Raw genomic sequence first — 24,374 nt, 5'->3', positions numbered from 1 at the left:
CCCTCCGCAGCGGTGAGACTGCGGAGGGCAAACCGTCAGCTGACCACGCGCTTCAGGCGGGGCAGGTTCGACAGGATCAACACATCCAGTGCAAGCACCGCCAGCAGCGTCAGACCCACCAGCGGGAAGGCCAGTGAGGCAAAGAGCCCGATCAGCACTGCCCCTTTCCAGAACGGCAGATCCTGCGGTACCGGCGGCGCTGCAAGGCGACCGGCGCGCGTGGGGCGGCGTTTTAGCCACATGACCACGCCTGAGACACAAACAAAGATCACCGACAGGCAGAACACGGTGTTCAGCACAATATTCCACAGACCCATGTCGCCTTCGTGGAAGGCTATGCCCACGGCCATGGACTTGCCCGCCAGCGAATAGTCGGAGAATTGGACATCGGCGAGGATCTTGCCGGTGAACTGGTCGACATGCACGGTACGGTCACAGGTCGGGCAGGCGCTGTCGTTGCTCATGCTGTCCTGGTTGAGAGTGAAAACACCGGCGTCATCGCGCGGGAACACGATGCGGAAACGGCCCTGATAGCCAAGCGCGCGGCCAAGCGCATAGATGCTGTCTGCCGTGGCCACGGTGCCTTCAGGCAGGCCTGTGATCCCTGCGTCTGATCCGGATTCGGGCATCGGAGTTTGCTCCAGCGCCCAAGGTACGTCCTTCATGGCGCCATGGTTCATGTGACCGGCATGGGTGTTGTCCGACAGGGGCACCGCATCCCATTTCTGCGCGGGAAAGGTCGACCAGGCCTGCACGAACCGCTCGCCCCAGATGCCCGCCCAAGACAGACCAGAGACAAGAAACACCACCAATATCAGCGAGATATAGACGCCGATCACCGCATGCAGGCTCTTCCACAGGGCGCGGCCCTTCGCGGCAAGCCGGGGAACAAAGGCGGAGGTCCAGTCCCCACGCGGCCACCAGAGGTAGAGGCCAGTCAGCACCAGCACGATGGCCAGACCGGCCGCGATTTCGATCAGCCGGTCACCTGTGTCGCCGATCAGCAGGGTGCCATGGATGTCGGATAGGAAATCATACCACCCGGCGCGGCGATCCCAGCTTTCCACGACCTCGGTCGTGTAGGGATCGACGGCGACCATGCGGTTGCCGCCTTCCACGGCGACCCGCACGACGGCGGCGCGGTCGTCGGCCTTCGGGCCGATCCACTCAATCAGTGTGGCGCCGGGAATGGCATCCACTGCAGCTTGGGTTTGCAGCTCGATGGGCTGCACGGTCTCGCCGACAGGCACGGCGACATACTCGCCGTCACGCCCGTCAAAGACCGAGATATACATCATGCCGAGGCCGGTGAGCGCCAGCATGATGAGGAAGGGGATCACGTAGAGGCCAGCGTAGAAGTGCCAGCGCCATGCGGCGAAATAGAATTTTTGCGACAGGTTCGGGGCGGCAGGACGGCTGTCCATGCCTGCGGTTTGGCTCAGTGCCATTGAGAGAGATCTCCATACCAAAAAGGGGCCGGGCCCTGGGGCTCGGTGCAGTCAAGATGACGATGTTTTGGGATCAGGAGAGGGCGGGCGGACCGCGTGCATCATAGCGCCAGTGAAACCCGGCGGTGTGATGAGTGAAAGGGGCGCGGAACCACAGGTCCCGCTCCGGCCCCATCAGGGGCAATGGCAACTCGACCGCCTGATGCGCCGCCAGCGGCGGGTGTGAGGCGAAGGGGCAATGTCGATTGCTGTGGTCGTCCTCTTCATGCGCTGGCGTATCATCATCGAGTTCGACCCACATCTCCTGTGGGCCGTCCCCGGTACAGAGCACAAGCAGCATCTTGCCGTCCTGCGCCGACATCGGCATCCAGCCCGCCGGAACCAGTCCGGCGATCAGGATGGCCAGCAGGCCCCAGTATGGCACAAGGCGGCGCAGAGGCTTAGTCCAGATGCGCGATGATGGATCGCAGGGTGGCGATGCCATCGCCCTTTTCCGAGGAGGTCAGCACGATCTCGGGATAGGCTGCGGGATGTTTGGACAGCGCCTCGCGCACCTGATCGAGGATCTTGGCGCGGTCCTTGTCCTTGACCTTGTCGGCCTTGGTCATCACCACCTGGAACGTCACGGCAGAGGTGTCCAGCAGCTTCATGATCTCTTCATCGACCTTCTTCACGCCATGGCGGGTGTCGATCAGCACAAAGGCGCGGCGCAGGGTTTGGCGGCCGGAAAGATACTGTTTCAGAAGGCGCTGCCATTTCTCCACCACCGCCAGCGGCGCATTGGCATAGCCATAGCCGGGCAGGTCAACGAGGTAGAGCTCTGGCCCTTGGGTGAAGTAGTTGATTTCCTGCGTGCGTCCCGGTGTGTTCGAGGCACGGGCCAGGCCCTTGGTGCCGGTCAGCGCGTTGATCAGCGAGGATTTCCCGACATTGGAACGCCCGGCAAAGCAGACCTCCATCCGGTCTGCAGGCGGCAGGCCGGACATGGCGACCACGCCCTTTACGAATTCCGATTGCCCGGCAAAGAGCTTGCGCCCTGTTTCATGGGCGATGGCTTCGGGCTCTTCAGCGAGGGGGAAGGGCAATTGCATCAAAGAACCTCTATGGTGTCGGCGAGAGCGATTTCGCCATCGCACAGGACCTTGGCGCGGATGCCAAAATCGGTGTGACCCCAATGTTCGCGCAGGGCCTTGAGCGTATTGGCATCGCGCGCGCCGGTGTCGGGGTTTGTTTCCGTGGCGCGGCAGCGGGTGATCCGGTCGACCACCTGAAGGCGCACTGTGCCGATTTGCAGCGTCTTGCCGATCCAGTCGAATTCGGCGAACGGCTCGGTGCCATCAATCCAGAGATTGCCGCGAAAGCGACGCGGGTCCAGCTCTTGCCCCAGAGCGTCGCCAAGGGCGCGCAGGGAGGCGAGAGACAGAATGGAGAGTGCGGGGAAGCTTGCATCGGCCATGCCGCCCTCCGGGGCGGAAATCAGGCTGTGTGGCTGCGGACGCTCCGCCGGGTAGATCGGTTGGAGCCACTCCACAAGCCGGTCGCTGTCGCTGTCGCTGGCAGGGTTCAGGGTGATCTCACCCTGTTTCGGGTGGCGCAGGGTAATCCGGGTGCCCTCGGCATCGGTGCGGGTCTCGGCGGTCACGGCCATCAGTTCCGGACCGAAACAGCCCCGCGCAAAGTTGCGACAGGGCTGCCATGCGCCGGTATCTTCTGCCTTGCCCGTCAACACGGCCCAGGCCCTGTCCAAAGGCATGGGTCCGCCTGTTTCCAAACGGACCCCTGTGAGTGGTTCGGCCCCGATCCCCTTGATCGGGTGCCGCCACATTTGTTTGACAGTTGCTGTCATTCTTTCTCTGCCTTGGGCTTCTTCTTGAAGCTGGACTTGATGTTGCCAAAGACATCCGGCGAATACCCGTGCTTGCGCATGATCAGATACTGCTGGGTGAAGGTAATCACGTTGTTGGTGATCCAGTAGACCACGAGGCCCGACGCAAAACCACCCAGCATGAACATGAAGACCCAAGGCATCCAGGCAAAGATCATCGCCTGCGTTTCATCCGTGGGTGCCGGGTTCAGCTTTTGCTGCAGCCACATGGAGACACCGAGCAGGATCGGAAGGACGCCGATGAACACCAGCGCAAGGATCGAATCCACAGGCGGTGCCCCCCAGGGCAACAGGCCGAAGAGGTTGTAGAGCGACGTCGGATCGGGCGCAGAGAGGTCGCGGAAAACACCAAAGAAGGCCGAGTGGCGCAGCTCCAGCGTCACGAAGATCACCTTGTAGAGGGAGAAGAAGATCGGGATCTGGATCAGGATCGGCAGACAGCCTGCCGCCGGATTGACCTTCTCGCGCTTGTAAAGCTCCATCATCTCCTTCTGGACCTTCTGGCGGTCGTCACCCGCGCGTTCGCGCAGCTTTTCCATCTCCGGCTGCAGTTCTTTCATCCGCGCCATGGAGGCGTAGGATTTATAGGCCAGCGGGAAAACAAGGATCTTCAGGAGGAAGGTGAGCGCGATGATTGCGACGCCCATGTTGCCGATGGCAGCGTTGAGCCAGTGCAGCACCGCAAAGATCGGCTTGGTGAAGAAGAAGAACCAGCCCCAGTCGATGGAGTCGAGGAAGCCGTCGATACCGCCGCGCTCATACTCGCGGATGGTGGCCCATTCCTTGGCGCCGGCAAACAGCTGCGTGCTGGCAGCGGTGCTCTCGCCCGCGGCGAGCGTGACCGTCGGCAGCACCACATCGGTCTGATAGATGTCGCGGCGCTCGTCATATTTGGCAATGGAGCGGAAGGCGTCGCCGGGGCCTGGGATCAAGGTCGACATCCAGTAGTGACCGGTGAAGCCAATCCAGCCATTTTCGGTGACGGGCGTGACCTGAGCCCGCGAGCCGTCGCGCGGATCCGGGTCAAAGTCGGCCATGTCGTCATAGTCGATCTCGGCGAGTTCACCATCGGCCATGGCGACCACACCTTCATGCAGAATGAAGAAGTTTTCGAGGTTGGTCGGCAGGCCATGACGGGCAAGGGTGCCGTAGGGGGCCAGTGCGACAGAGCCGCCGGTCTGGTTGGTGACCGACTGGGTGATCGAGAACATGTAATCCGCGTCGATGGCGATTTCGCGGGTGAAGGTCAGCCCGTTGCCGTTGTCCCAGGTGAGGGTCACCGGGGTCTCCGGGGTCAGGGTCGCGCCGTCCTCTGCCTGCCACTCGGTATTTGCGGTGGGCACGTCTTCGATGCCGAGACCGGTGCCGGGGGCCCAGCCATAGAGCGCGTAATAGGCATTTGCGTCGCCTGCGGGCGACAGCAGGGTCACGATGGGCGAATCATCGTCCAGCGTCTCGCGGTAGTCTTTCAGCTTGAGGTCATCGATACGTCCGCCCGTGAGCGAGATGGAGCCTTCGACACGGGGGGTGTTGATCTCCAGGCGCGGTGTGTCCGCAACGGTCTGCGTTTCGGTGGCAGCCGCGTCGACCTCACCGGTTGCCGCACCTGCTGCGGGCGCGGCAGCAGGGGCTGATGTCCCGTCTGGGGCCGCGATGGTCTCTGCCACCTGGGCCTCCGGTTGCGGAGCCTCTTCCGGGGGAGGAAAGAAGAAGTACCAGCCGAGAATCACGAGGAAACTCAGAGCGGTTGCGAGCAGTAGATTCTTGTTCTGATCGTCCATCTGGACAGCCACCTCATGCATGCAAAGACAGGGTGTGGTTCAACAGAGGTCGGTCATGAAGGTCAAGGGAAATCCGGGCACGGCAAGGGTTGCAAGGGGGCGAATCCCCAAAAAACATTGGGAATCACGCGTCGAGCCGCATCAAGGCAGGTTTAGTGGCTCTGGCGGCCAATCACTGGAGCGTCCTGCAGTTTCGCCTCATGCGCCACCACCCAGTCCAGTGTTTGGTCGAAGGGCATCGGGCGTCCGATGCCAAAGCCCTGCACATGATCGCAGCCCAGTTGCGCCAGCAAAGCGTGCTCGCCTGCGGTCTCCACCCCTTCACCAAGGGTTTTCAGCTCCAGCCGTTCAGCCATGGTCAGAATCGCGGCAATCAGCTTCTGTTGTTCGGGGTCATGATCGGCCTTGGTCACGAAACTGCGGTCGATCTTGATTCGCGACACCCGGAACCGGCGCACGGATGCGATGGAGGCATGGCCCGTGCCAAAGTCATCGAGGTCGATCTGGCAGCCCATCTCTCCCAGCGCGGTGATGTTGCGGGCGACCACCTCGTCTGGTTGATCGGTGACCACGGTCTCCAGCACTTCGATCGTCAGCCGATCCGGGGTAAGGCCGAACCGGTCCAGCTCCCACCGGATGCGGTTTACCAGCGCCGGGTCACGCAACTCGTCAGTGGCGAAATTTACCCCGACAGAGGGTACATCCAAGTCTGCCGCATCCCAAGATTTGATCGCGATCAGCGCCTGCTGCACCATTTGCTGGCTCAGTTTCGGCAGCAGCCCGGCCTCTTCCAATGCAGGAAGGAAGACAGAAGGCGCGATCATGCCCTGGACCGGGTGAAACCAGCGTGCGAGCGCCTCAAAGCCAGAGACGCGACCTGTGTCAGTGCTGAGCTGCGGTTGGAACCAGGCCTGGATCATGCCGGATTCGAGAGCCTGTGCGGCTTCTTCCTTCAGCGTGTCGCCATGATTGAGATGAATGTGGGTGTCGCTGGAGAAGGCGCGGATGCTCGATGGTCCGACGCTGAGCGCCTCGTCCAGTGCGGCGACGGCACAGTCGAGCCAGCTGCTGGTTGCCCCCTTTGGGACGCGGTGACGCTGGCAGATGCCGATGGAGCAGGACACAAACAGCGAGGATCCGTCGAACGGAACAGGTTCCTCGATGCGCAACTGCAGCCGGCCGGCGAGCTGTATACAGAGTTCCAGATCCAGTTGCATGATCGGGGTGAGGCAAATGGCAAACCGGTTGCGGTCCAGTCGCGCCACCGTATCGCGGTGACGCACGACAGCGCCGATCCGTTCCACCACGCGCTGTACAACAACATCCCCCGCGTCTTGACCATGGGCGGCCAACAGCTCGTCGTAATCGTCGATCTCGATCACCAGCAGGGCGGATTTCAGTCCGCAGTCCTCGGTGCGGGCAAACACGTCCTTCACATGGCTGTCAAAGCCCGGGGCCACCATCAGGCCGGTCAGGCCGTCGCGACCGGGGGCAGGCCGCGTGGCGCGGGTGAAGCTGCCCAAGAGCGCCAGCGCAACCGGCAATCCCAAGGCAACCATCATCAGCGCGCGTTCGCCACCGAACCAGAAAGCCCCGAGCGTCATTGCAGGCAAGAAAGCCAGCATAGGCGGGCCGAACACCACCTGCGAGATTCCGTCCCTGGCCCGCTGAAGGAGACGTGAATTCGGGAGTTTCATAGCAGTGGGACCTTTCGACTTCGCCGGTGGCTCTGGCTTAGACTAGGGTCCGGGTCTGACCGAGGAGTTAACGCAGTTGCGGGATTTCCTCAGAATCGTCCATATCGTCGAAATTTTTAAGGGTCAGCCCTGTGAAATCAAAGAGTTTTGGATCCAGAAGATGCGACGGACGCGCATTCATCAGCGCTCTGAACATCACCTGACGACGTCCGGGGCTGTTTGATTCCCAACCATCGAGGATCTGTTTCACCTGCTGGCGCTGCAGCCCGTCCTGACTGCCGCAAAGATCGCAAGGGATGATGGGATAGTTCATCGACCGCGCAAATTTTTCGCAATCGGCCTCCGCCACATGGGCGAGTGGGCGGAACAGGAACAGGTCGCCTTCTTCATTGACCAGCTTGGGCGGCATGGTGGCGAGGCGGCCGCCATGGAAGAGGTTCATGAAGAACGTCTCCAGGATGTCATCCCGGTGATGGCCGAGCACAACCGCCGAGCAGCCTTCCTCGCGCGCGATGCGATAAAGGTTGCCGCGCCGCAGTCGCGAGCACAGCGCACAATAGGTCCGTCCGGCGGGGACCTTGTCGACAACGATGGAATAGGTGTCCTGATACTCGATCCGGTGCGGGACCTGCATTTTTTCCAGGAACTCCGGCAACACTGTCGCCGGGAACCCTGGCTGGCCCTGATCGAGGTTGCAGGCCAGGAGATCAACAGGCAGCAGTCCGCGCCATTTCAGCTCATGAAGTACGGCGAGCAGCGTATAGGAGTCCTTGCCGCCAGACAGGCAGACCAGCCACTTGGGAACGGAGCCGTCTTCGCGGTGTTCGACCATGCCGTATTGCTCCACCGCCTCGCGCGTCGCGCGCACGATCCGCTTGCGGAGCTTCTTGAACTCGGTGGTCTGTGGCGCGCCGTGAAACAGCGGGTGAATGTCGTCTTGATCCTGATCCAGCATATCCGCCGGGTAGCGCCTGTCTGAGCGCTTGCCAAGTAAAACCTGCATGGCTCGCTGCAAACTGATGCAAGTGTTTTCGATCCGGGGCGGGGTACCAAGCGTATCATAGGTATCGAACGCAAGGAGGGGTCAGGATGAAACTGCTATGGCGCGGCGTGGCTGCGAGTGTTGGTGTGGTTGCGCTCTTGGGGCTTGGCAGCTGCGGGCGGCCCTCTCTGGAGGATGCCAAGCTCAGCGATCGCCAGCTCAATCTTGAGGAATATTTTGACGGAAAAACAGTCGCATATGGGCAGTTCAAGGACCGGTTCGGCACCGTGCGCCGCCGCTTCAAGGTCGAGATCGACGGGGCGTGGGATGGCAAGACACTCACGTTGAAGGAACAGTTCGCTTATGCGGATGGAACCGCAGAGGTCCGCAACTGGAGCCTCACCAAGACCGGTGACGACAGCTGGACCGGAACAGCGCCGGGCGTGCAGGGGCAGGCCACCGGGCGCGAAGTGGGCGATACCTTCAACTGGACCTACACCATCGACCTGCCCATGCCGGACGGCGAGACTATGCGGGTCGCGTTTGATGACTGGATGTGGCTGCAGGAGGACGGGCGGCTGTTGAACATCGCCTATATGGAGCGGTTCGGGGTGACCCTCGGCGAGGTGACGATCTTCTTTGAGCAGCGCCCTTGAGGTCCCCCTTGATGTCGGGGTGAGAGTTGATCTTTAGGAATCGTGCTTGCAGCTGCAGTCATGGTCCGGATCGGCCCCCGGAACCGGATCATAGCCGGAGCTGCCAAAGGGGTGACAGCGCCCGATGCGGCGCAGCATCAGCCATGTGCCGCGAATAGGGCCGTGGCGCTCCAGTGCCTCCAGCGCGTAGGCTGAACAGGTGGGCTGATAGCGACAGTTGAAGCCCACCCAGGGACTGAACAACAGCCGATAGCCGCGCACGGGCAGTGCGATGAGGTGAGCAAGAAAGCGCATGGGGTCTGACATAGGGGGCTGCCGACGGGCGTGCAACCGCGCTTGATCGCGGCGTCTGGGTCTACATAGCCCAATGCTGGCGGAGACATGCCAATGCAGCCGAGGTGTGCGGAAGCGCGCGCGTTCGTCGGATGCGTTGAGGCGTTAGGACCTGTGGATCTTGCGCAGAGCGTAAAGGAAGTCTTTTTGCATCTGCTCGAAGGGACGCGTCGTGGTTTCTCCCGCGCGACCGATCAGCACGTAGTCCCAGCCGGGCTGGCCGTGATCCTGCAGCAGAAGCCGTGCGATTTCGCGCAGGCGGCGTTTGGCACGGTTTCGGGTGACCGCGTTGCCGACCTTCTTGGAGCAGGTATAACCCACGCGAAAGGGGCCGTCGTCATCACGCTTGCGCCCCTGCACCATCATCGACTGAGTGCCCTGCTTGCGCGCCCGGGCGGCAGCGATGAAATCACCGCGTTTGGTCAGGATCTCCATTCCCGCCCGCACCTTGGCCGGTCGGGCTGGGCGCGGCGCGCGCGTGGTCACGGTAGGGGATGCGACAGATGCGCAAACGGACACCGCCGGAGGCTGTGTCCCTTGGTCAGCAATGCCATCCATGGGAGCCTCCGGCGGTGTCATGTCCGTCAGAACCTGTCTCTGAGCGCGGTATTATGCGCTCAGGGACTTGCGGCCACGTGCGCGGCGCGAGTTCAGAATCTTGCGGCCGCCTTTGGTGGCCATGCGCGCACGGAAGCCGTGACGACGTTTGCGAACCAAGTTCGAAGGCTGAAAGGTGCGTTTCATCGCTCCGGTCTCCAATTATATATCATCGGGTACGGCGCGGAATGGCCCCCCGGGGTCTATCTCGAAGCCCGGTCTCTAGACGCCTGTCGCCGCTCTGTCAAACCCAATGGGCGCAATTTCCGCCTTGCCTGCCATATTTCCGTTAAAAAACGCGTTCTGCCACGGATGCGTCGCGGTAAATCATCAGGAAGCTGGCTGATATCACCTGCGCAGAGGGAATCACCAGCATGGAAATGTTTCAGTTTTGCTGTTCCCGGGGTCGGACGATCACGAAACAGCGGATTGCCTTCAAGCGGACGTGAGGGAGGCTGCGCCACTCTCGCCAGCACCACATCTTCGACGCTAGAGCAATGGGCATGATGACCATTCGGGGTAGCCCAGCGTGCGGCCCCCATCCCTGCAAGGATCTGACGACGATGGACGAGACACCAAGCAACCTTTCCCGCAAAAGCTGGCTTCGGCATGTGCCACTGGCGCTGGTGGGCCTCGTCGCCATCGTTGGAGCGGTCACATTGGGGGATGTGCTGTCCTTTGACACATTGCGTGACAACCGCGAGGCGCTGCTGGCGTTCCGGGACCAGAATTATGCGGTCATGGCACTGACCTTCCTTGCCGCCTATATCGTGATTGTTGCCTTTTCATTGCCGGGGGCGGCTGTGGCCTCGGTCACTGGCGGTTTCCTGTTTGGTCTGGTGGCAGGCACAGGAATCAACGTGCTTGCCGCCACCGTAGGTGCGATGGCAATCTTCCTCGCCGCCCGCTGGGGGCTAGGGGCGACGTTGTCGGCCAAAATGGAGGCAAGCGAGGGCCGTATCCACAAGCTCAAGACTGCGCTGCACGATGCAGAGGTCGAAGTGCTGCTTCTGTTGCGACTGGTGCCGGCGGTTCCTTTCTTTGTTGCCAACCTGCTGCCGGCGCTTGTTGGGGTGAAGATCTGGAATTTCTTCTGGACCACGGCGTTGGGGATCATACCCGGCGCCATTGTCTTTACCTGGATCGGGGTCGGGCTGGGCGAGGTGTTTGACCTTGGTGGCAGCCCGGATCTGAGCCTCTTGTGGGAGCCGCATGTGATGGGGCCGATCCTCGGACTATGCGCATTGGCGGCTCTGCCCATTCTGGTCAAAATGTTGCGCGGCAAGAAGGAACTTTGAAGAATGAAGTCGATTACCTGTGATCTCCTCGTCATCGGCGCAGGCTCTGGCGGGCTGTCTCTGGCAGCAGGGGCCAGCCAGATGGGCGCTGATGTGGTTTTGCTCGAAGCGCATAAGATGGGCGGTGATTGCCTGAACTACGGCTGCGTGCCCTCCAAGGCGCTGCTGGCCAGTGGCCATGTCGCCCATGCGCAGGCGCATGGGAGCGCCTTTGGTATAGAGGATCATGCGCCAGACGTGGATTACGCCGCCGCAAAGGGGCATGTGCAAGAGGTCATCGACACCATCGCGCCGGTGGACAGCCAAGACCGGTTCGAGGGCTTCGGGGTGCGCGTCATCCGCGAGACAGGGCGCTTTGTCAGTCGCACGGAGGTCGAGGCCGGTGATACCCGTATCCGGGCGCGCCGGATCGTTGTGGCCACCGGGTCAAGCCCGTTTGTCCCGCCGATCCCGGGGCTCGCGGATGTGGAGTACCTCACCAACGAGACGCTCTGGTCCCTGACGGATCGCCCCGACCACCTGATTGTCATCGGCGGCGGTCCCATCGGCATGGAAATGGCGCAGGCGCATCATCGCCTCGGCAGCAAGGTCACGGTGCTGGAGGCGCAAGACGCGCTGGGCAGGGATGATCCGGAGGCCGCGGCCTTTGTGCTCGACCACTTGCGCGGCGAGGGGATTGACGTGCGGGAGCAGACCTCGGCAGAGGCTGTCCGTCAGCAGGGCGACCAGATCGTGGTGGAAACCAGCGCCGGGCCTGTCACCGGCTCGCATCTGCTGGTGGCAGTCGGGCGGAAACCCAACACGGAGGGGCTGAACCTCGACGTGGCAGGGGTGGAAACCACCAAAACCGGCATTCAGGTGGGCGCAAACCTGCGGACGACCAACCCAAGGGTCTATGCCATCGGCGATGTGGCCGGGCAGGGGCAGTTCACCCATCTGGCGGGGTATCATGCCAGCGTCATCATCCGGTCGCTGTTGTTTGCGCTGCCTGCAAAGGCCAAGACGGCGCATATCCCGCGCGCCACTTATACTGACCCGGAAATCGCGCAGGTAGGCCTCACGGAGGCAGAGGCGCGGTCAGAATATGGCGGCAGGTTGGAGGTGGCGCGGTTCGACTACGGTCACAATGATCGCGCCATTGCCACCCGGCGGGCGACGGGTTTCATCAAGGTGATGGTGGTTGCGGGCCGCCCGGTCGGGGCCACCATTGCAGGTCATCAGGCGGGGGAGTTGATCGCCACATGGTCGCTGGCCATCGCCAATCGCCTCAAGATGAGCCAAATCGCCGCAATGATTGCACCTTATCCGACCATCGCGGAGCTTAACAAACGGGTCGCAGGCGCGTATTTCTCCCCGAGACTATTTGAGAATTCCGTCATAAAGCGGGTTGTCCGGTTCGTGCAGCGCTGGATACCCTGAGGCGAAAACGGGGACGCATGTTAAACACGCTTTCGGGCCGATTTCTGATCCTGACGACGGTCTTCGTGATGTTGGCCGAAGTGTTGATTTTTGTCCCCTCCATTTCCCGTTTCCGCCAGGACTATCTGGAGGACCGCCTGCAACGCGCTCAGATCGCCTCTCTGGCGTTGCTGGCAGACGATATGATCGAGAGCGATCTGGAAAAGGAACTGCTGGAAAACGCAGGCGTCTATAACGTGGTGCTGCGGCGCGACGAGATGCGACAGTTGGTGCTCTCCTCGCCGATCCCGCGGCCCATCGGCGCGACATTCGATCTGCGTGACGCCGGAGCGCTGATCCTGATCGGGGATGCGTTGACGCGTCTTTACACACCACAAAACGATATCATTCGGGTGATCGGCGCGCCGGTGCGGGATGCGGGGCTGCTGATCGAGATCACCATGCAGACCGCGCCGCTTCGGGCCGAGATGATCGACTACGGCTTGCGCATCTTGCTCCTGTCGGCGGTCATCTCGGTGCTGACGGCTGTCCTGCTGTTCATTGCGGTGCGCATGGTGCTGGTGAAACCCATCAAGGGGGTGATCGGCTATATGCAGCGCTACGCGGCGGCACCGGAGGATGCCCGCGGCATCATCACCCCCAAGGCCGGTGTGATCGAGCTGCGCGAAGCCGAGGAGGCGTTGCAGAAGTTGCAGATCGAGCTGACCCATGCGTTGAAGCAGCGGGAACGGCTGGCACAGCTCGGTGGTGCCGTGGCCAAGATCAGCCATGACTTGCGCAATATCCTGACCTCTGCCCAGCTGTTCACGGACCGGATCGAGATGAGCGAAGACCCTTTGGTGCGTCGTCTGGCACCAAAGCTGGTGAACTCCATCACCCGTGCGGTCTCCCTATGTGAAGGGACACTGGCGTTTGGCCGCGCAGAGGAGCCGTCCCCCACCTTCGGACGGGTCTGTCTGAGCGAGGTCGTGGATGATGTGGCAGAGAGCGAAAACCTTGCAGCCTCGGATGTGACGGTGGAAATCGTGAATGCGGTGCCGCTGCCAACTATGATCCGCTGTGACAAGGAACAGATCTTCCGGGTGATCATGAACCTCGTGCGCAATGCGCGTCAGGCGATCATTGCCACCGGTCGTGACGGGCGCATCACCGTGTCCTTGCGCGAAGACGAAAACGACTGGTGGATTGTGATTGATGACACCGGTCCGGGGCTGCCGAAGAAAGCGCAAGACAACCTCTTCACGCCGTTTCAGGGCGGTGCGCGCAAAGGCGGCTCCGGTCTTGGTCTTGCCATCGCGGCGGAGCTTGTCAAAGGGCACGGCGGACAGCTTGCGCTGATTGCAACGGGGGGCGAGGGGACCACCTTTGAGGTCTGCCTGCCAAAGGGCGACGGCGCGGTCTGAGGGTGTTCGCAGGCCTGTCGGATTTTTTTCCATTTTGGGGTTGCACCTCCCTCGGGCCAAGAGTAAACCCCGCAATTAGTGGACCGATAGCTCAGCTGGATAGAGTACTTGACTACGAATCAAGGGGTCGGGGGTTCGAATCCTCCTCGGTCCGCCACTTCCCCCTTTGTTGAACGTCAGACGAAATTGACCTAGGCGTCATAAACTGACCCAATCCACTGTTTTTGCCGTGTGGCTTGTTGCGTTGATCTGACCTTCCATTCGGAAAATCAGGACTGATTTGCAGGTTCAGTCGGCGAAGCCGCCTGTTCCTGCTGATCTGCCACGTGGCGAACGCGGGAGGGGGCGAGGCAATGCTATTCGACCGGGTTGGTGCGGCCCGCAGGCGTAGCCGAGGACACGGCCCGGTCTAATCGGATTGCCCGAGGGGGAGGGCAGCGCCCTCTCCCTGACGGCCAGGGGCGTTTGGCTTGTCCAAACCCCGCTGGCCCACAAAACAGAAGCGGCGGGGCCATCAGCCCCGCCTCAGTGTTGCGGTCATTCAATTTTGAAAACTGAGTTCACAGGTTGCGGGACTTAATCGCTAGTGCTGATACCCGCATCAATGGCCGTAGCCAGCCCATTTCAAGACATTCACGCGAGGCGGATCGGTGCCAATGCTGCAGGCGCGAAGGAAACCAAAAGGTTTCCCAGGAGCGGACCTTCAGACTGTCTCGACAGATTGGAAAGATGCTGCGCCTCGCATGAATGTCAGCGAAGCGCAGACAGCGGACTTTGCAAACTCGATAAATTGGCGCAACCCGCTGAGGTTTTCTGCTGGGTACAGCCCGCCGTTCCTGCCATTCGCTGCAGCCGCGAGTTTCTGAAGCCGGTGAGCACCCAGAATGCCTGTACCTCTCAGAGGTTTCAAAGGTCTCAGCCTGCCCTTTTCTACATTTGTCTAAAGTGCATTATGAGGAACTGTTGCATGCTCAGGCGTGAAAAACTCAATCCGGGATCCACACGAATTCTCCGGCTGACACGAAAGAAACTACCATACTCAAGCCGACCATCTATCTCGACACTTCATCTTGGAATCATCTCCTCAGTGGCAAGATGACTTCGCTTGGCGGGGTCATGGGTAGGCCGGATTTGTGCATTCCATGTTATTCCACTCAAAGTATCGAAGAACTTCTTGGGGCACGCGACGAAAAGAAAAGAACCGCTTTGGATCTGCAACTTGACGCGGTTGGTGCCAAGTGTCTTGAGACACTCTCGGAAACCGAAGGCGGTATGCCGACGGGCTACACGATAAGTGTTAAGGACCGCGAGCAACGAGGCCAAATCTATGACGATATGCAGAGGTTCTCATCCGTCGGCGGCTTCGGTCTTGGCGATCTGCTTCAAAAAAGCATCGGCGGGATTTCCTCGTTGCCCTACGATGATATTCTAAGGAAGGCACAGGAAGACATCGAGTGTCTGCTAGATCTTGATGTGTCAGGGTTGCCCCTCGAACTGGCTGACACCCTGTTAGACGCAGCGGCGAACATGAAGGAACGGGCACGTCAAAATCAACATGAGCTTCACGAGCTAATGAAACTCCAGGACGATTTCAGACTTCAACAGTTGGCCCCTGCTAGCATCAACAACTTTACGGGGTCAGGGGCGTTTGAAAGGATCATTGAGACCGCAAGGTCCCAAGAGGGCACCTTGGCCTTGGTAGAAGAATTCCTCAACAAGCCTACACGAATACCCCCGAAGCGCGCCGATGCGCACCTTGGCACCCCATGTTGGGAACAAGTCTTTAGAAGTTCCCATTTGCTATTCCTGCTAGGCTATTGGCGGGAGCCAAAGCATCGGAAAGACACAGAGCGCGCGCGCGTCGATTTCTCTGGCGGCCAAGCCGACATTTCCCACATTTCAAATGCATTCTTTTGCAGTGTTTTCCACACTTCAGATAAGCCTCAAGCCCAGCTCGCGGCGGCTGTGTATGACCACCTCAACGTCCCGACAGCCGTTATCCTATACGCCCCCAAAAACGATGTTGAAACTGTGCTCTACACACCGACACGCATTCAGGTAATTGATGAGTGAGGTCCGAAACCTAACGCAATTTAGTATTCTGACGCTTATATGCGTGACAGAGACAGGCAAGGGAGCGTCACGTAATTGCAGCTTTGGCGACTTCCTGTCCCATGAATTCGGAGGCCATCAAATAAAGAAATTGTGTCGGCTGGTTTGAGAAGAATTCGAAAACAAATGGACCGATGGAACTCTTCAATATTTGGTCGAACTGTTCTGGTTTGTAACGCGTTATCGATCCAAAGAAGAAAGTAGCAAGGTAGATGGTCAAAAGTTGGTTTAACAGGACCTGCCTAGTAGTTGGGAGATAGATATAGTATTTTCGGTAGGGTGGATAGGAAGTCACGCTTCGCCAAAGACGTTGTCGTGCATCGTTGCTGATCAGAGAAAGCACTTGGGAGGGACGGTGCCCGTAGTGTCTCGTGGCAGTAGTTTCGGCTTCGATGATGCGCCGACCGTCAATTGTGGCTGAACATTTCACATTTCGCCACGTCCCTGCTGTGCCGAGGTTCTTGGAAAGGTCGGTTAGTCCATAACCGAGGCGGGTGAAGTCGTCTGCGTAAGCCCGGACCCGAAGCCAAACCTCCTGATCCGCTGTATCTTGCATATACTCAATCCGTTCCAAACTAATAAATTTTTCTTTTACAGCATCAGCTTGACAGTAGATTCGGTGACCGATCAGTACTTGAGCGAGGAAATCCTGTGAGCGAACTTCAACGCTTGTCTTTGGCGCGACCGGTGTTGGCAAGGGCGCCCCAATAGCTTGTGCGAACATGACGAAGGCACTGCCTCCGGGGTTCTTGGTAATGTCGATTGATACAGTTCCGTGTATCGCGCCTGGCGTTGTCGGGAGCTTTTCTGAGAGGCCATGATGAACCCTTCCAAGCGGAGTGCCTTTGCGCGCCACCGACAGGCATTTTGCGAGGTTTAAAAATGAATAGTAGAGCAGCAACGGTTTTGCAGCGCTTACGTCCGAATTCTGGGCTGCGATGAAAAAGTCACGGCCCTGAACGAGAAAAGCAAGAGCTTGCCGTCGCGCATTCGTATCGGTCAACTTTTCCAATTTGTGCTGAATGATATTCCATGGCTCAGTCACAAATAAGCTGGAGTGGACGCCTTCGCGCTTGGTTCCCTGGAACGTTGGAAAGAATGAAAACGTTGCGGGGCGCTGCCTGATGTGTACCACTTCTCCAGCTCTCGCATCGACCAATTTCATAAATGCCTCCTCTAGATATCATCATACAGCTAAAGCCTGAAAAGAGGACCGCCATAAAGGAAATTCTTAGGAGTCATCCTTCATCGCAGATTGGTATCTTATTTTCAACGTACGCGCAGTTTCCTAGCTGCGCCGTTTGGCCTGCCTGGGCGGGCCACCTCAGCCGGGTTGTTAGGCTTCGCCGACCTTCGTGCGTGGCGAAACATCGCACCGGATAACCATGCAGTTCAGAAAGTCCGCTTCCAAGAAATTTTCCGTTGGACTTTGCGTCTGCAGCAGAGCCTTCGCTGCACCTCTCATGAATGTCGTGGTTGGGCTGCTGGCGTCATCTGGCAGCTTGAATGTGGTGCGGATCCGCTGCACCCTTGCAGCCGCACAGCCGCACAGCCGCACAGCCGCACCGCCGCAAGTCGGCTTGGAGCCCATACTTCCAAATGCTGCGCTGAGTTCGAAGGTCAGCTTACATGTGGCTGCGTGTTGACCAGCCAAACAGCTTCTTCTAAAAATACCTTCAACCGAGGAGTGCTCTGCCAGTGATCAAATAATTCCCAACTCATTCAGAAGCCGAATGGCTTTTAGGGAAATTATTTATCAGGAGCATCTCATGCATCCCATAATTTATGACGTTGCCATTTCGCTGGACGGTTTTATCTCCGGCGTGTCTGGAGACATATCGAAATTCGCGCCTGAAGGGCCTGTGGTAGACGACTACTTAAAGCGCCTTGAGACCTACAAAACGGCAATCATGGGCCGAAACACCTACGAGTTCGGGTACGATTTTGGCCTTAAACCCGGTCAAAACCCCTATCCACATATGAGGACAGTCGTTTTCTCCGACACTTTGGAGTTACCTGAACAGGCCGAAATCTCAGTTCTTCGCAGTCCTACACCTGAGGCGATTTTGTCATTGGCGCGCAACGCGAGTGGCCCGTGTATCTTTGCGGAGGTGGCGATTTCGCAGGGTGGATGCTGGACCACGGATTAATCGACCGGCTCATCCTCAAGCGCGCGCCGTGTGTCCTAGGGAGCGGCACACCTCTCTTTGGGGCGTGCGCTCGGCCCATAAGCATGTCTCGGATCAGGACTGAGACATATGAGAATGGGTATCTTCTCGAAGAGTTCGAAGCCTGATCGAGCTCAAGAAGCGGACAGTCTTTCATGAAGTGCGACTGTCCGCTTCGTCCGCTTCACCGACCTTCGTCCTCCGAAAATGCTGCGCCATAGACGAACGGCCGGTTTGGTGAAGCTGCGGCGCGGAAGCGGCGTGGTAGGTAGAAGGCGGCTCTGGGCCGCTAGTTTCTGGCGCAGGTAAACGAGCTTATCGATATACGCAGTCTTCTGGGTCAGAAATGCTTGACGTTTGGGTCAGAATTGGAAGACGCAGCCCTACCGTTCCCTCAGGTTTTGGCCGTTGATTGAGTCAAAGGTGTTCGACGTCCCACACCCTTGTTGAACGTCAGACGAAATTGACCTAGGCGTCATAAGCTGACCCAATCCACTGTTTTTGCCGTGTGGCTTGTTGCGTTGATCTGACCTTCCATTCGGAAAATCAGGGCTGATTTGCAGGTTCAGTCGGCGAAGCCGCCTGTTCCTGCTGATCTGCCACGTGGCGAACGCGGGAGGGGGCGAGGCAATGCTATTCGACCGGGTTGGTTCGGCCCGCAGGCGCAGCCGAGGACACGGCCCGGTCGAATCGGATTGCCCGAGGGGGAGGGCAGCGCCCTCTCCCTGACGGCCAGGGGCGTTTGGCTTGTCCAAATCCCACTGGCCCACAAAACAGAAGCGGCGGGGCCATCAGGTCCGCCTCCGTGTTGCGGTCATTCAATATTGAAAACTGAGTTCACAGGTTTGGGACTGAACCGCTAGTGCTGATACCCGCATCGATGACCGTAACCAGCCCGAACACGACACCCACGCAAGGTGCACCGATACCTTTGCTGCAAGCGCGAACGATCTCCTGAGAGCGGACCTTCGAACGGCTCCGATAACCAGGGCGATGCCGCGCTCAGCTCAGATGTCAGCAAAGCGCAGAGAGCGCCCTTTGCAGACTTGGCCGTTTCACGAAACGAACTGAGGTTTTGTGCTGCGGCCGCAGCACGCCAGTTTCTGCTGTTCGCTGCGGCCGCGAGGTTCTGAAACCGGTGAACTTACACAGTGCGGAGACTTTGTCGCGCAAATCGGTTTGTGAGCGCACTTCCCATTTCCCCGGACAGACTTGCCCTACGGGCACTGTGACAGGTTACCAATGGCGGTGTAGCCATTAATGACGGCGATGTGGATTTGGGGTTCGGCGATGGGCAGTTGCGACGACACCTATCTGCCCACCCGCACCGGGTAAAATCTCAGAGAGCTTCGCGATCAGTCAGCTTTCACACCGACCTCCGATTTAGTTTCACCTCAGAACTGATATTCCAGCCTGAAAGAGACCCCATAGCTGTCATATCCACTGGCTCCAATCCCGTCGTAGTAGGATTGGATTTGGAACTGTCCGCCATTCACCATCCTATGCATCATTCCCAGGTCGATACGGGCACGCCCCCCTTCGTAGTCAGGGCTAACCGATGCAGCATGCCCTGACCCGTTGACGAACGAACCAATGGCTTCGACGCCACCAGTCAGGGTCATCTCACCTTCCCCGGTGTAAAGGGGCATCGGGGCAACAAAAGCGAGCCCCGCCTCGATCTGCCCAAGCTCAACGGTCTGTTTAGGTATCCGGTTGCCGGGTGTGTCCGTATAAGCGGATTGAGCCTCTCGGGCATAAGATGCCTTCAGGCTTGGAATGAGATCGACCTCCCCGTAGTCCAGCACACCGGAAACCTGAAGCGAAGCGAGCAATCGATTGGTGTCAAACTTGTCGGTATACGTGCCGAATGGGGTGATTTTGTTTGAGGACTGCCCGTAGAACAGCCGTCCATCAAAGTAGAGGTCTTGCTCAGGAAGGCGAGCAACAAAATACGGACCAGCAAGCCAGCCGGCACCTTGGACTTTAGCCGCGCCATCTGTCTGATCCATGTGGTCAAACTGCAGCATGCCGCCAACAAGCAAGTTCGGATTGATCGTTATATGACTACCGATTGAGCCAAACAGATATGTCAGATCACGGTCGCTTTCATTCGTCCAAGAACCGTTCAACATCATCCAGACCGGAGCGTCCGACCGGTTGGCAAAGTTGAAGGTCCCCGTCCCTCGGGACACCTGACTATTGAGACGCCCGGTTTCCGATCCCAACAGCAAATGTGCGAGCTCCGGTTGGTTTTTAAGCAATAGATCAACACGTGATTGCATGAACTGAGAAATCTGGGTCTGTGTCTCAGTGATCGTCGTGTCCCTTACACTGAGTGTATTTGACATCTCATTGCCATTGCCTGCGGCATCTGTGGCAGCCCCTGCGGGAACAGAGACGGTGACATCACCTCCACCTGTTGCAGAAAGCGTCGCGACCCAGGCAGTACCTGTTCCGGACAAGGAGGTAAGCGTGGCATTGCTAAAGTTGAGTTCGGACCCGTGAAAACCCGTGACTGGTTCTGAGAATGCAATGCTAACGACCACGCGATCTCCGGCGGCCACCTGTGTCGAATTGGTCGTCAAGGTGACCGTAGGGGCTTCGTTGTCCGTGATGGTAACCGTAAAACTGACCTGTGTCGCAACATTGCCCGCACTGTCTGTTGCGTCCATCGTCACCGTGGTCACACCAAGAGGGAAAACATGTGGCCCGGTCAGAATGGTACTGCCTGCACGATAGGTAATGGACGGTGTGGGGCCGCTGTTATCGGTGACCGAACCCAAATTGGTGACATCCAATGTGGCGGTATTTGCGCCAGCATCGGTGGGCGCGGATTGAGCACCGGGTGTTGTGATCACCGGCACTTCACCATCCGTCACGGTAACCGTAAAGCTCTGTTGAGCCGCCGCATTGCCCGCCCCGTCAGAGGCATCCATCGTCACCGTGGTCACCCCAACCGGAAAGGCATGAGCCCCGGAAAGAGGCGTGCCGCCAATGGCATAGGTAATGGTTGGCGTGGTGCCGCTATTGTCCGTGACCGACCCCAGTGACGTGACATCCAGCGTCGCGGTATTTGCGCCAGCATCGGTGGGCGCGGATTGAGCACCGGGTGTTGTGATCACCGGCACTTCACCATCCGTCACGGTAACCGTAAAGCTCTGTTGAGCCGCCGCATTGCCCGCCCCGTCAGAGGCATCCATCGTCACCGTGGTCACCCCAACCGGAAAGGCATGAGCCCCGGAAAGAGGCGTGCCGCCAATGGCATAGGTAATGGTTGGCGTGGTGCCGCTATTGTCCGTGACCGACCCCAGTGACGTGACATCCAGCGTCGCGGTATTTGCGCCAGCATCGGTGGGTGCGGATTGCGCACCGGGTGCTGTGATCACCGGCACTTCACCATCCGTCACGGTGACCGTAAAGCTCTGCTGCGCCGCCGCATTGCCCGCCCCGTCAGAGGCATCCATCGTCACCGTGGTCACCCCAACCGGAAAGGCATGAGCCCCGGAAAGAGGCGTGCCGCCAATGGCATAGGTAATGGTTGGCGTGGTGCCGCTATTGTCCGTGACCGACCCCAGTGACGTGACATCCAGCGTCGCGGTATTTGCGCCAGCATCGGTGGGTGCGGATTGCGCACCGGGTGCTGTGATCACCGGCACTTCACCATCCGTCACGGTGACCGTAAAGCTCTGCTGCGCCGCCGCATTGCCCGCCCCGTCAGAGGCATCCATCGTCACCGTGGTCACCCCAATCGGAAAGGCATAAGCCCCGGAAAGAGGCGTGCCGCCAATGGCATAGGTAATGGCTGGCGTGGTGCCGCTATTGTCCGTGACCGACCCCAGCGACGTGACATCCAGCGTCGCGGTATTTGCGCCAGCATCGGTGGGCGCGGATTGCGCACCGGGTGCTGTGATCACCGGCACTTCACCATCCGTCACGGTGACCGTAAAGCTCTGTTGCGTCGCCGCATTGCCCGCCCCGTCAGAGGCATCCATCGTCACCGTGGTCACCCCAACCGGAAAGGCATGAGCCCCGGAAAGAGGCGTGCCGCCAATGGCATAGGTAATGGTTGGCGTGGTGCCGCTATTGTCCGTGACCGACCCCAGTGACGTGACATCCAGCGTCGCGGTATTTGCGCCAGCATCGGTGGGCGCGGATTGAGCACCGGGTGTTGTGATCACCGGCACTTCACCATCCGTCACGGTAACCGTAAAGCTCTGTTGAGCCGCCGCATTGCCCGCCCCGTCAGAGGCATCCATCGTCACCGTGGTCACCCCAACCGGAAAGGCATGAGCCCCGGAAAGAGGCGTGCCGCCAATGGCATAGGTAATGGCTGGCGTGGTGCCGCTATTGTCCGTGACCGACCCCAGCGACGTGACATCCAGCGTCGCGGTATTTGCGCCAGCATCGGTGGGCGCGGATTGAGCACCGGGTGTTGTGATCACCGGCACTTCACCATCCGTCACGGTAACCGTAAAGCTCTGTTGAGCCGCCGCATTGCCCGCCCCGTCAGAGGCATCCATCGTCACCGTGGTCACCCCAACCGGAAAGGCATGAGCCCCGGAAAGAGGCGTGCCGCCAATGGCATAGGTAATGGTTGGCGTGGTGCCGCTATTGTCCGTGACCGACCCCAGTGACGTGACATCCAGCGTCGCGGTATTTGCGCCAGCATCGGTGGGTGCGGATTGCGCACCGGGTGCTGTGATCACCGGCACTTCACCATCCGTCACGGTGACCGTAAAGCTCTGCTGCGCCGCCGCATTGCCCGCCCCGTCAGAGGCATCCATCGTCACCGTGGTCACCCCAACCGGAAAGGCATGAGCCCCGGAAAGAGGCGTGCCGCCAATGGCATAGGTAATGGTTGGCGTGGTGCCGCTATTGTCCGTGACCGACCCCAGTGACGTGACATCCAGCGTCGCGGTATTTGCGCCAGCATCGGTGGGTGCGGATTGCGCACCGGGTGTTGTGATCACCGGCACTTCACCATCCGTCACGGTGACCGTAAAGCTCTGCTGCGCCGCCGCATTGCCCGCCCCGTCAGAGGCATCCATCGTCACCGTGGTCACCCCAATCGGAAAGGCATAAGCCCCGGAAAGAGGCGTGCCGCCAATGGCATAGGTAATGGCTGGCGTGCTGCCGCTATTGTCCGTGACCGACCCCAGCGACGTGACATCCAGCGTCGCGGTATTTGCGCCAGCATCGGTGGGCGCGGATTGCGCACCGGGTGCTGTGATCACCGGCACTTCACCATCCGTCACGGTGACCGTAAAGCTCTGCTGCGCCGCCGCATTGCCCGCCCCGTCAGAGGCATCCATCGTCACCGTGGTCGCCCCAATCGGAAAGGCATGAGCCCCGGAAAGAGGCGTGCCGCCAATGGCATAGGTAATGGCTGGCGTGGTGCCGCTGTTGTCCGTGACCGCCCCCAGTGACGTAACATCCAGCATCGCGGTATTTGCGCCAGCATCGGTGGGTGCGGATTGAGGACCGGGGGCTGTGATCACCGGCACTTCACTATCCGTCACGGTGACCGTAAAGCTCTGCTGCGCCGCCGCATTGCCCGCCCCGTCAGAGGCATCCATCGTCACCGTGGTCACCCCAATCGGAAAGGCATGAGCCCCGGAAAGAGGCGTGCCGCCAATGGCATAAGTAATGGTTGGCGTGGTGCCGCTATTGTCCGTGACCGACCCCAGTGACGTGACATCCAGCGTCGCGGTATTTGCGCCAGCATCGGTGGGCGCGGATTGCGCACCGGGTGTTGTGATCACCGGCGGCTCTGTGTCGGTGACGCTTATTGAGATATTTAGTGTACCTTCAGTGTAGAATGGAGAAACCGCTGGCCCGGTCGCAACAGCATTGCAGGTTCCGACACCCACCATATTCAGTGTTAACCCAGACGCCGTACACACGCTGGATGTATTGCTGGCCAATGAGGGCGTCACCCCAGACGGTGTCACCAACGCAAGCGGGACAGAGCTGCCTTCAGCTGCCGTGGTCGGTGCGCTACCACTTGAGAAATACGGTGTGTTGGGGCTCGGATCGGCGGCGGACACGTTGTAATACAACGTGATCGAGCTTCCCGTCGTGAGCGTAATGGTACCCGCCGCCGTCACCGATGTGTCACCCGCTGTTGTGGTATAAGTGCCGGTGCAGGTAATGGTCGAATTGAGACCAGCACTTGTGGGAGAGCAGCTAAGCATCGGCCCCACACTATTGGATACACTCACTGCCGAGACCGCGGAATTGTGGGTATTTATCGCCACCGTAAAGGTAATCGTCTCACCAGATCCGGAAAAATTACTCGGTGAAGCTGTCTGGCTGGTTATGTATTGTGCCTGAGCAGGTGCGCAAAAAATGAGCACGACCCACAGTGCTGCCAACTGACTAACGCGCCAGAACGATTGAAAAATCGACATTGATAAATTCACTTATTGTCCTCACCTGAAATCATGCAAGAGTGGCGTGTTGTTTGAGTTGAGCAGTAAAAACCCCAGTGCCGCTTGCCTGCTGATCGTGTTTCATTTTGTGCGTTGGCTCTCTCCCATGACCGATCCGGCACGCTGCATTCGCACACAGCGTTTGGTGGTCCTTGACCAGAGCG

At 59.4% G+C, this 24,374-nt stretch carries 19 protein-coding genes and 1 tRNA gene; 8 read left to right on the top strand and 12 right to left on the bottom strand.

Going from position 1 to position 24,374, the window contains the following annotated elements; all coding sequences use genetic code 11:
- Positions 1-35: 35 nt before the first annotated feature.
- The 7 genes from R1T40_RS14010 to ttcA all read right to left on the bottom strand — a co-directional run bounded on the left by R1T40_RS14010 (position 36) and on the right by ttcA (position 7,766).
- The gene (locus R1T40_RS14010; protein WP_106165193.1) at positions 36-1,448 is read right to left on the bottom strand and encodes a PepSY-associated TM helix domain-containing protein; all 1,413 of its coding nucleotides are present in this window, start codon (positions 1,446-1,448) and stop codon (positions 36-38) included.
- Positions 1,449-1,521: 73 nt separating this feature from the next.
- Complete coding sequence (locus R1T40_RS14005; RefSeq protein WP_317384564.1) at positions 1,522-1,932, bottom strand: DUF2946 family protein; 411 nt, start codon at positions 1,930-1,932, stop codon at positions 1,522-1,524.
- On the bottom strand, positions 1,889-2,539 hold the full coding sequence (yihA, locus tag R1T40_RS14000) for a ribosome biogenesis GTP-binding protein YihA/YsxC (RefSeq protein WP_106165191.1): 651 nt from the start codon (positions 2,537-2,539) through the stop codon (positions 1,889-1,891). Before yihA ends, R1T40_RS14005 begins: the two co-directional genes overlap by 44 nt.
- Positions 2,539-3,294 carry an MOSC domain-containing protein gene (locus R1T40_RS13995; protein WP_317384563.1) on the bottom strand — a complete coding sequence of 252 codons (756 nt, stop codon included), beginning with the start codon at positions 3,292-3,294 and terminating at the stop codon, positions 2,539-2,541. Before R1T40_RS13995 ends, yihA begins: the two co-directional genes overlap by 1 nt.
- Positions 3,291-5,114: a membrane protein insertase YidC gene (yidC, locus tag R1T40_RS13990; protein WP_317384562.1), complete on the bottom strand. Its 1,824-nt coding sequence runs from the start codon at positions 5,112-5,114 to the stop codon at positions 3,291-3,293. Before yidC ends, R1T40_RS13995 begins: the two co-directional genes overlap by 4 nt.
- A gap of 152 nt (positions 5,115-5,266) precedes the next feature.
- Positions 5,267-6,739: a putative bifunctional diguanylate cyclase/phosphodiesterase gene (locus R1T40_RS13985; protein ID WP_317384561.1), complete on the bottom strand. Its 1,473-nt coding sequence runs from the start codon at positions 6,737-6,739 to the stop codon at positions 5,267-5,269.
- 139 nt (positions 6,740-6,878) lie between these two features.
- Positions 6,879-7,766 carry a tRNA 2-thiocytidine(32) synthetase TtcA gene (ttcA, locus tag R1T40_RS13980; RefSeq protein ID WP_317386985.1) on the bottom strand — a complete coding sequence of 296 codons (888 nt, stop codon included), beginning with the start codon at positions 7,764-7,766 and terminating at the stop codon, positions 6,879-6,881.
- 134 nt (positions 7,767-7,900) lie between these two features.
- Between ttcA and R1T40_RS13975 the strand changes: the two genes are divergently transcribed.
- A complete protein-coding gene (locus R1T40_RS13975) occupies positions 7,901-8,449 on the top strand; it encodes a DUF3833 domain-containing protein (protein ID WP_317384560.1) in 549 nt (182 codons plus the stop codon).
- A 33-nt stretch (positions 8,450-8,482) separates the two neighbouring features.
- Here R1T40_RS13975 and yidD read toward each other — a convergent pair whose 3' ends face one another.
- The 3 genes from yidD to rpmH all read right to left on the bottom strand — a co-directional run bounded on the left by yidD (position 8,483) and on the right by rpmH (position 9,526).
- Positions 8,483-8,743, bottom strand: a complete 261-nt coding sequence (yidD, locus tag R1T40_RS13970; RefSeq protein ID WP_106165187.1) for a membrane protein insertion efficiency factor YidD — start codon at positions 8,741-8,743, stop codon at positions 8,483-8,485.
- A gap of 144 nt (positions 8,744-8,887) precedes the next feature.
- Positions 8,888-9,361, bottom strand: coding sequence for a ribonuclease P protein component (rnpA, locus tag R1T40_RS13965; RefSeq protein WP_317384559.1), 474 nt, complete (start codon positions 9,359-9,361; stop codon positions 8,888-8,890).
- 30 nt (positions 9,362-9,391) lie between these two features.
- The gene (gene rpmH, locus R1T40_RS13960) at positions 9,392-9,526 is read right to left on the bottom strand and encodes a 50S ribosomal protein L34 (protein WP_106165185.1); all 135 of its coding nucleotides are present in this window, start codon (positions 9,524-9,526) and stop codon (positions 9,392-9,394) included.
- A gap of 416 nt (positions 9,527-9,942) precedes the next feature.
- On the opposite strand from rpmH, the gene R1T40_RS13955 reads away from it, so the two are divergent.
- The 5 genes from R1T40_RS13955 (at position 9,943) to R1T40_RS13935 (ending at position 15,572) form a co-directional block, all read left to right on the top strand.
- The gene (locus R1T40_RS13955; RefSeq protein WP_317384558.1) at positions 9,943-10,677 is read left to right on the top strand and encodes a TVP38/TMEM64 family protein; all 735 of its coding nucleotides are present in this window, start codon (positions 9,943-9,945) and stop codon (positions 10,675-10,677) included.
- 3 nt (positions 10,678-10,680) lie between these two features.
- Positions 10,681-12,096, top strand: a complete 1,416-nt coding sequence (locus tag R1T40_RS13950; RefSeq protein ID WP_317384557.1) for a dihydrolipoyl dehydrogenase family protein — start codon at positions 10,681-10,683, stop codon at positions 12,094-12,096.
- 17 nt (positions 12,097-12,113) lie between these two features.
- The gene (locus tag R1T40_RS13945) at positions 12,114-13,499 is read left to right on the top strand and encodes a sensor histidine kinase (RefSeq protein WP_317384556.1); all 1,386 of its coding nucleotides are present in this window, start codon (positions 12,114-12,116) and stop codon (positions 13,497-13,499) included.
- Positions 13,500-13,579: 80 nt separating this feature from the next.
- Positions 13,580-13,656, top strand: a tRNA-Arg gene (locus R1T40_RS13940).
- 938 nt (positions 13,657-14,594) lie between these two features.
- Complete coding sequence (locus R1T40_RS13935; RefSeq protein ID WP_317384555.1) at positions 14,595-15,572, top strand: hypothetical protein; 978 nt, start codon at positions 14,595-14,597, stop codon at positions 15,570-15,572.
- A gap of 67 nt (positions 15,573-15,639) precedes the next feature.
- Here R1T40_RS13935 and R1T40_RS13930 read toward each other — a convergent pair whose 3' ends face one another.
- Positions 15,640-16,776, bottom strand: coding sequence for a YaaC family protein (locus tag R1T40_RS13930; protein WP_317384554.1), 1,137 nt, complete (start codon positions 16,774-16,776; stop codon positions 15,640-15,642).
- A 604-nt stretch (positions 16,777-17,380) separates the two neighbouring features.
- Between R1T40_RS13930 and R1T40_RS13925 the strand changes: the two genes are divergently transcribed.
- On the top strand, positions 17,381-17,761 hold the full coding sequence (locus R1T40_RS13925) for a dihydrofolate reductase family protein (protein ID WP_317384553.1): 381 nt from the start codon (positions 17,381-17,383) through the stop codon (positions 17,759-17,761).
- Positions 17,743-17,907: a hypothetical protein gene (locus tag R1T40_RS13920; protein ID WP_317384552.1), complete on the top strand. Its 165-nt coding sequence runs from the start codon at positions 17,743-17,745 to the stop codon at positions 17,905-17,907. Before R1T40_RS13925 ends, R1T40_RS13920 begins: the two co-directional genes overlap by 19 nt.
- Before the next feature lie 1,266 nt (positions 17,908-19,173).
- Here the strand turns inward: R1T40_RS13920 and R1T40_RS13915 are convergent.
- Positions 19,174-23,652: an HYR domain-containing protein gene (locus R1T40_RS13915; RefSeq protein ID WP_317384551.1), complete on the bottom strand. Its 4,479-nt coding sequence runs from the start codon at positions 23,650-23,652 to the stop codon at positions 19,174-19,176.
- Positions 23,653-24,374: the final 722 nt, after the last annotated feature.

Source organism: Tritonibacter scottomollicae (assembly GCF_032924845.1).
In the GTDB taxonomy this organism is placed as follows: domain Bacteria; phylum Pseudomonadota; class Alphaproteobacteria; order Rhodobacterales; family Rhodobacteraceae; genus Epibacterium; species Epibacterium scottomollicae.
Note: the sequence above shows the minus strand (reverse complement) of the source record. Positions and strands in the feature narration are given on the sequence as shown.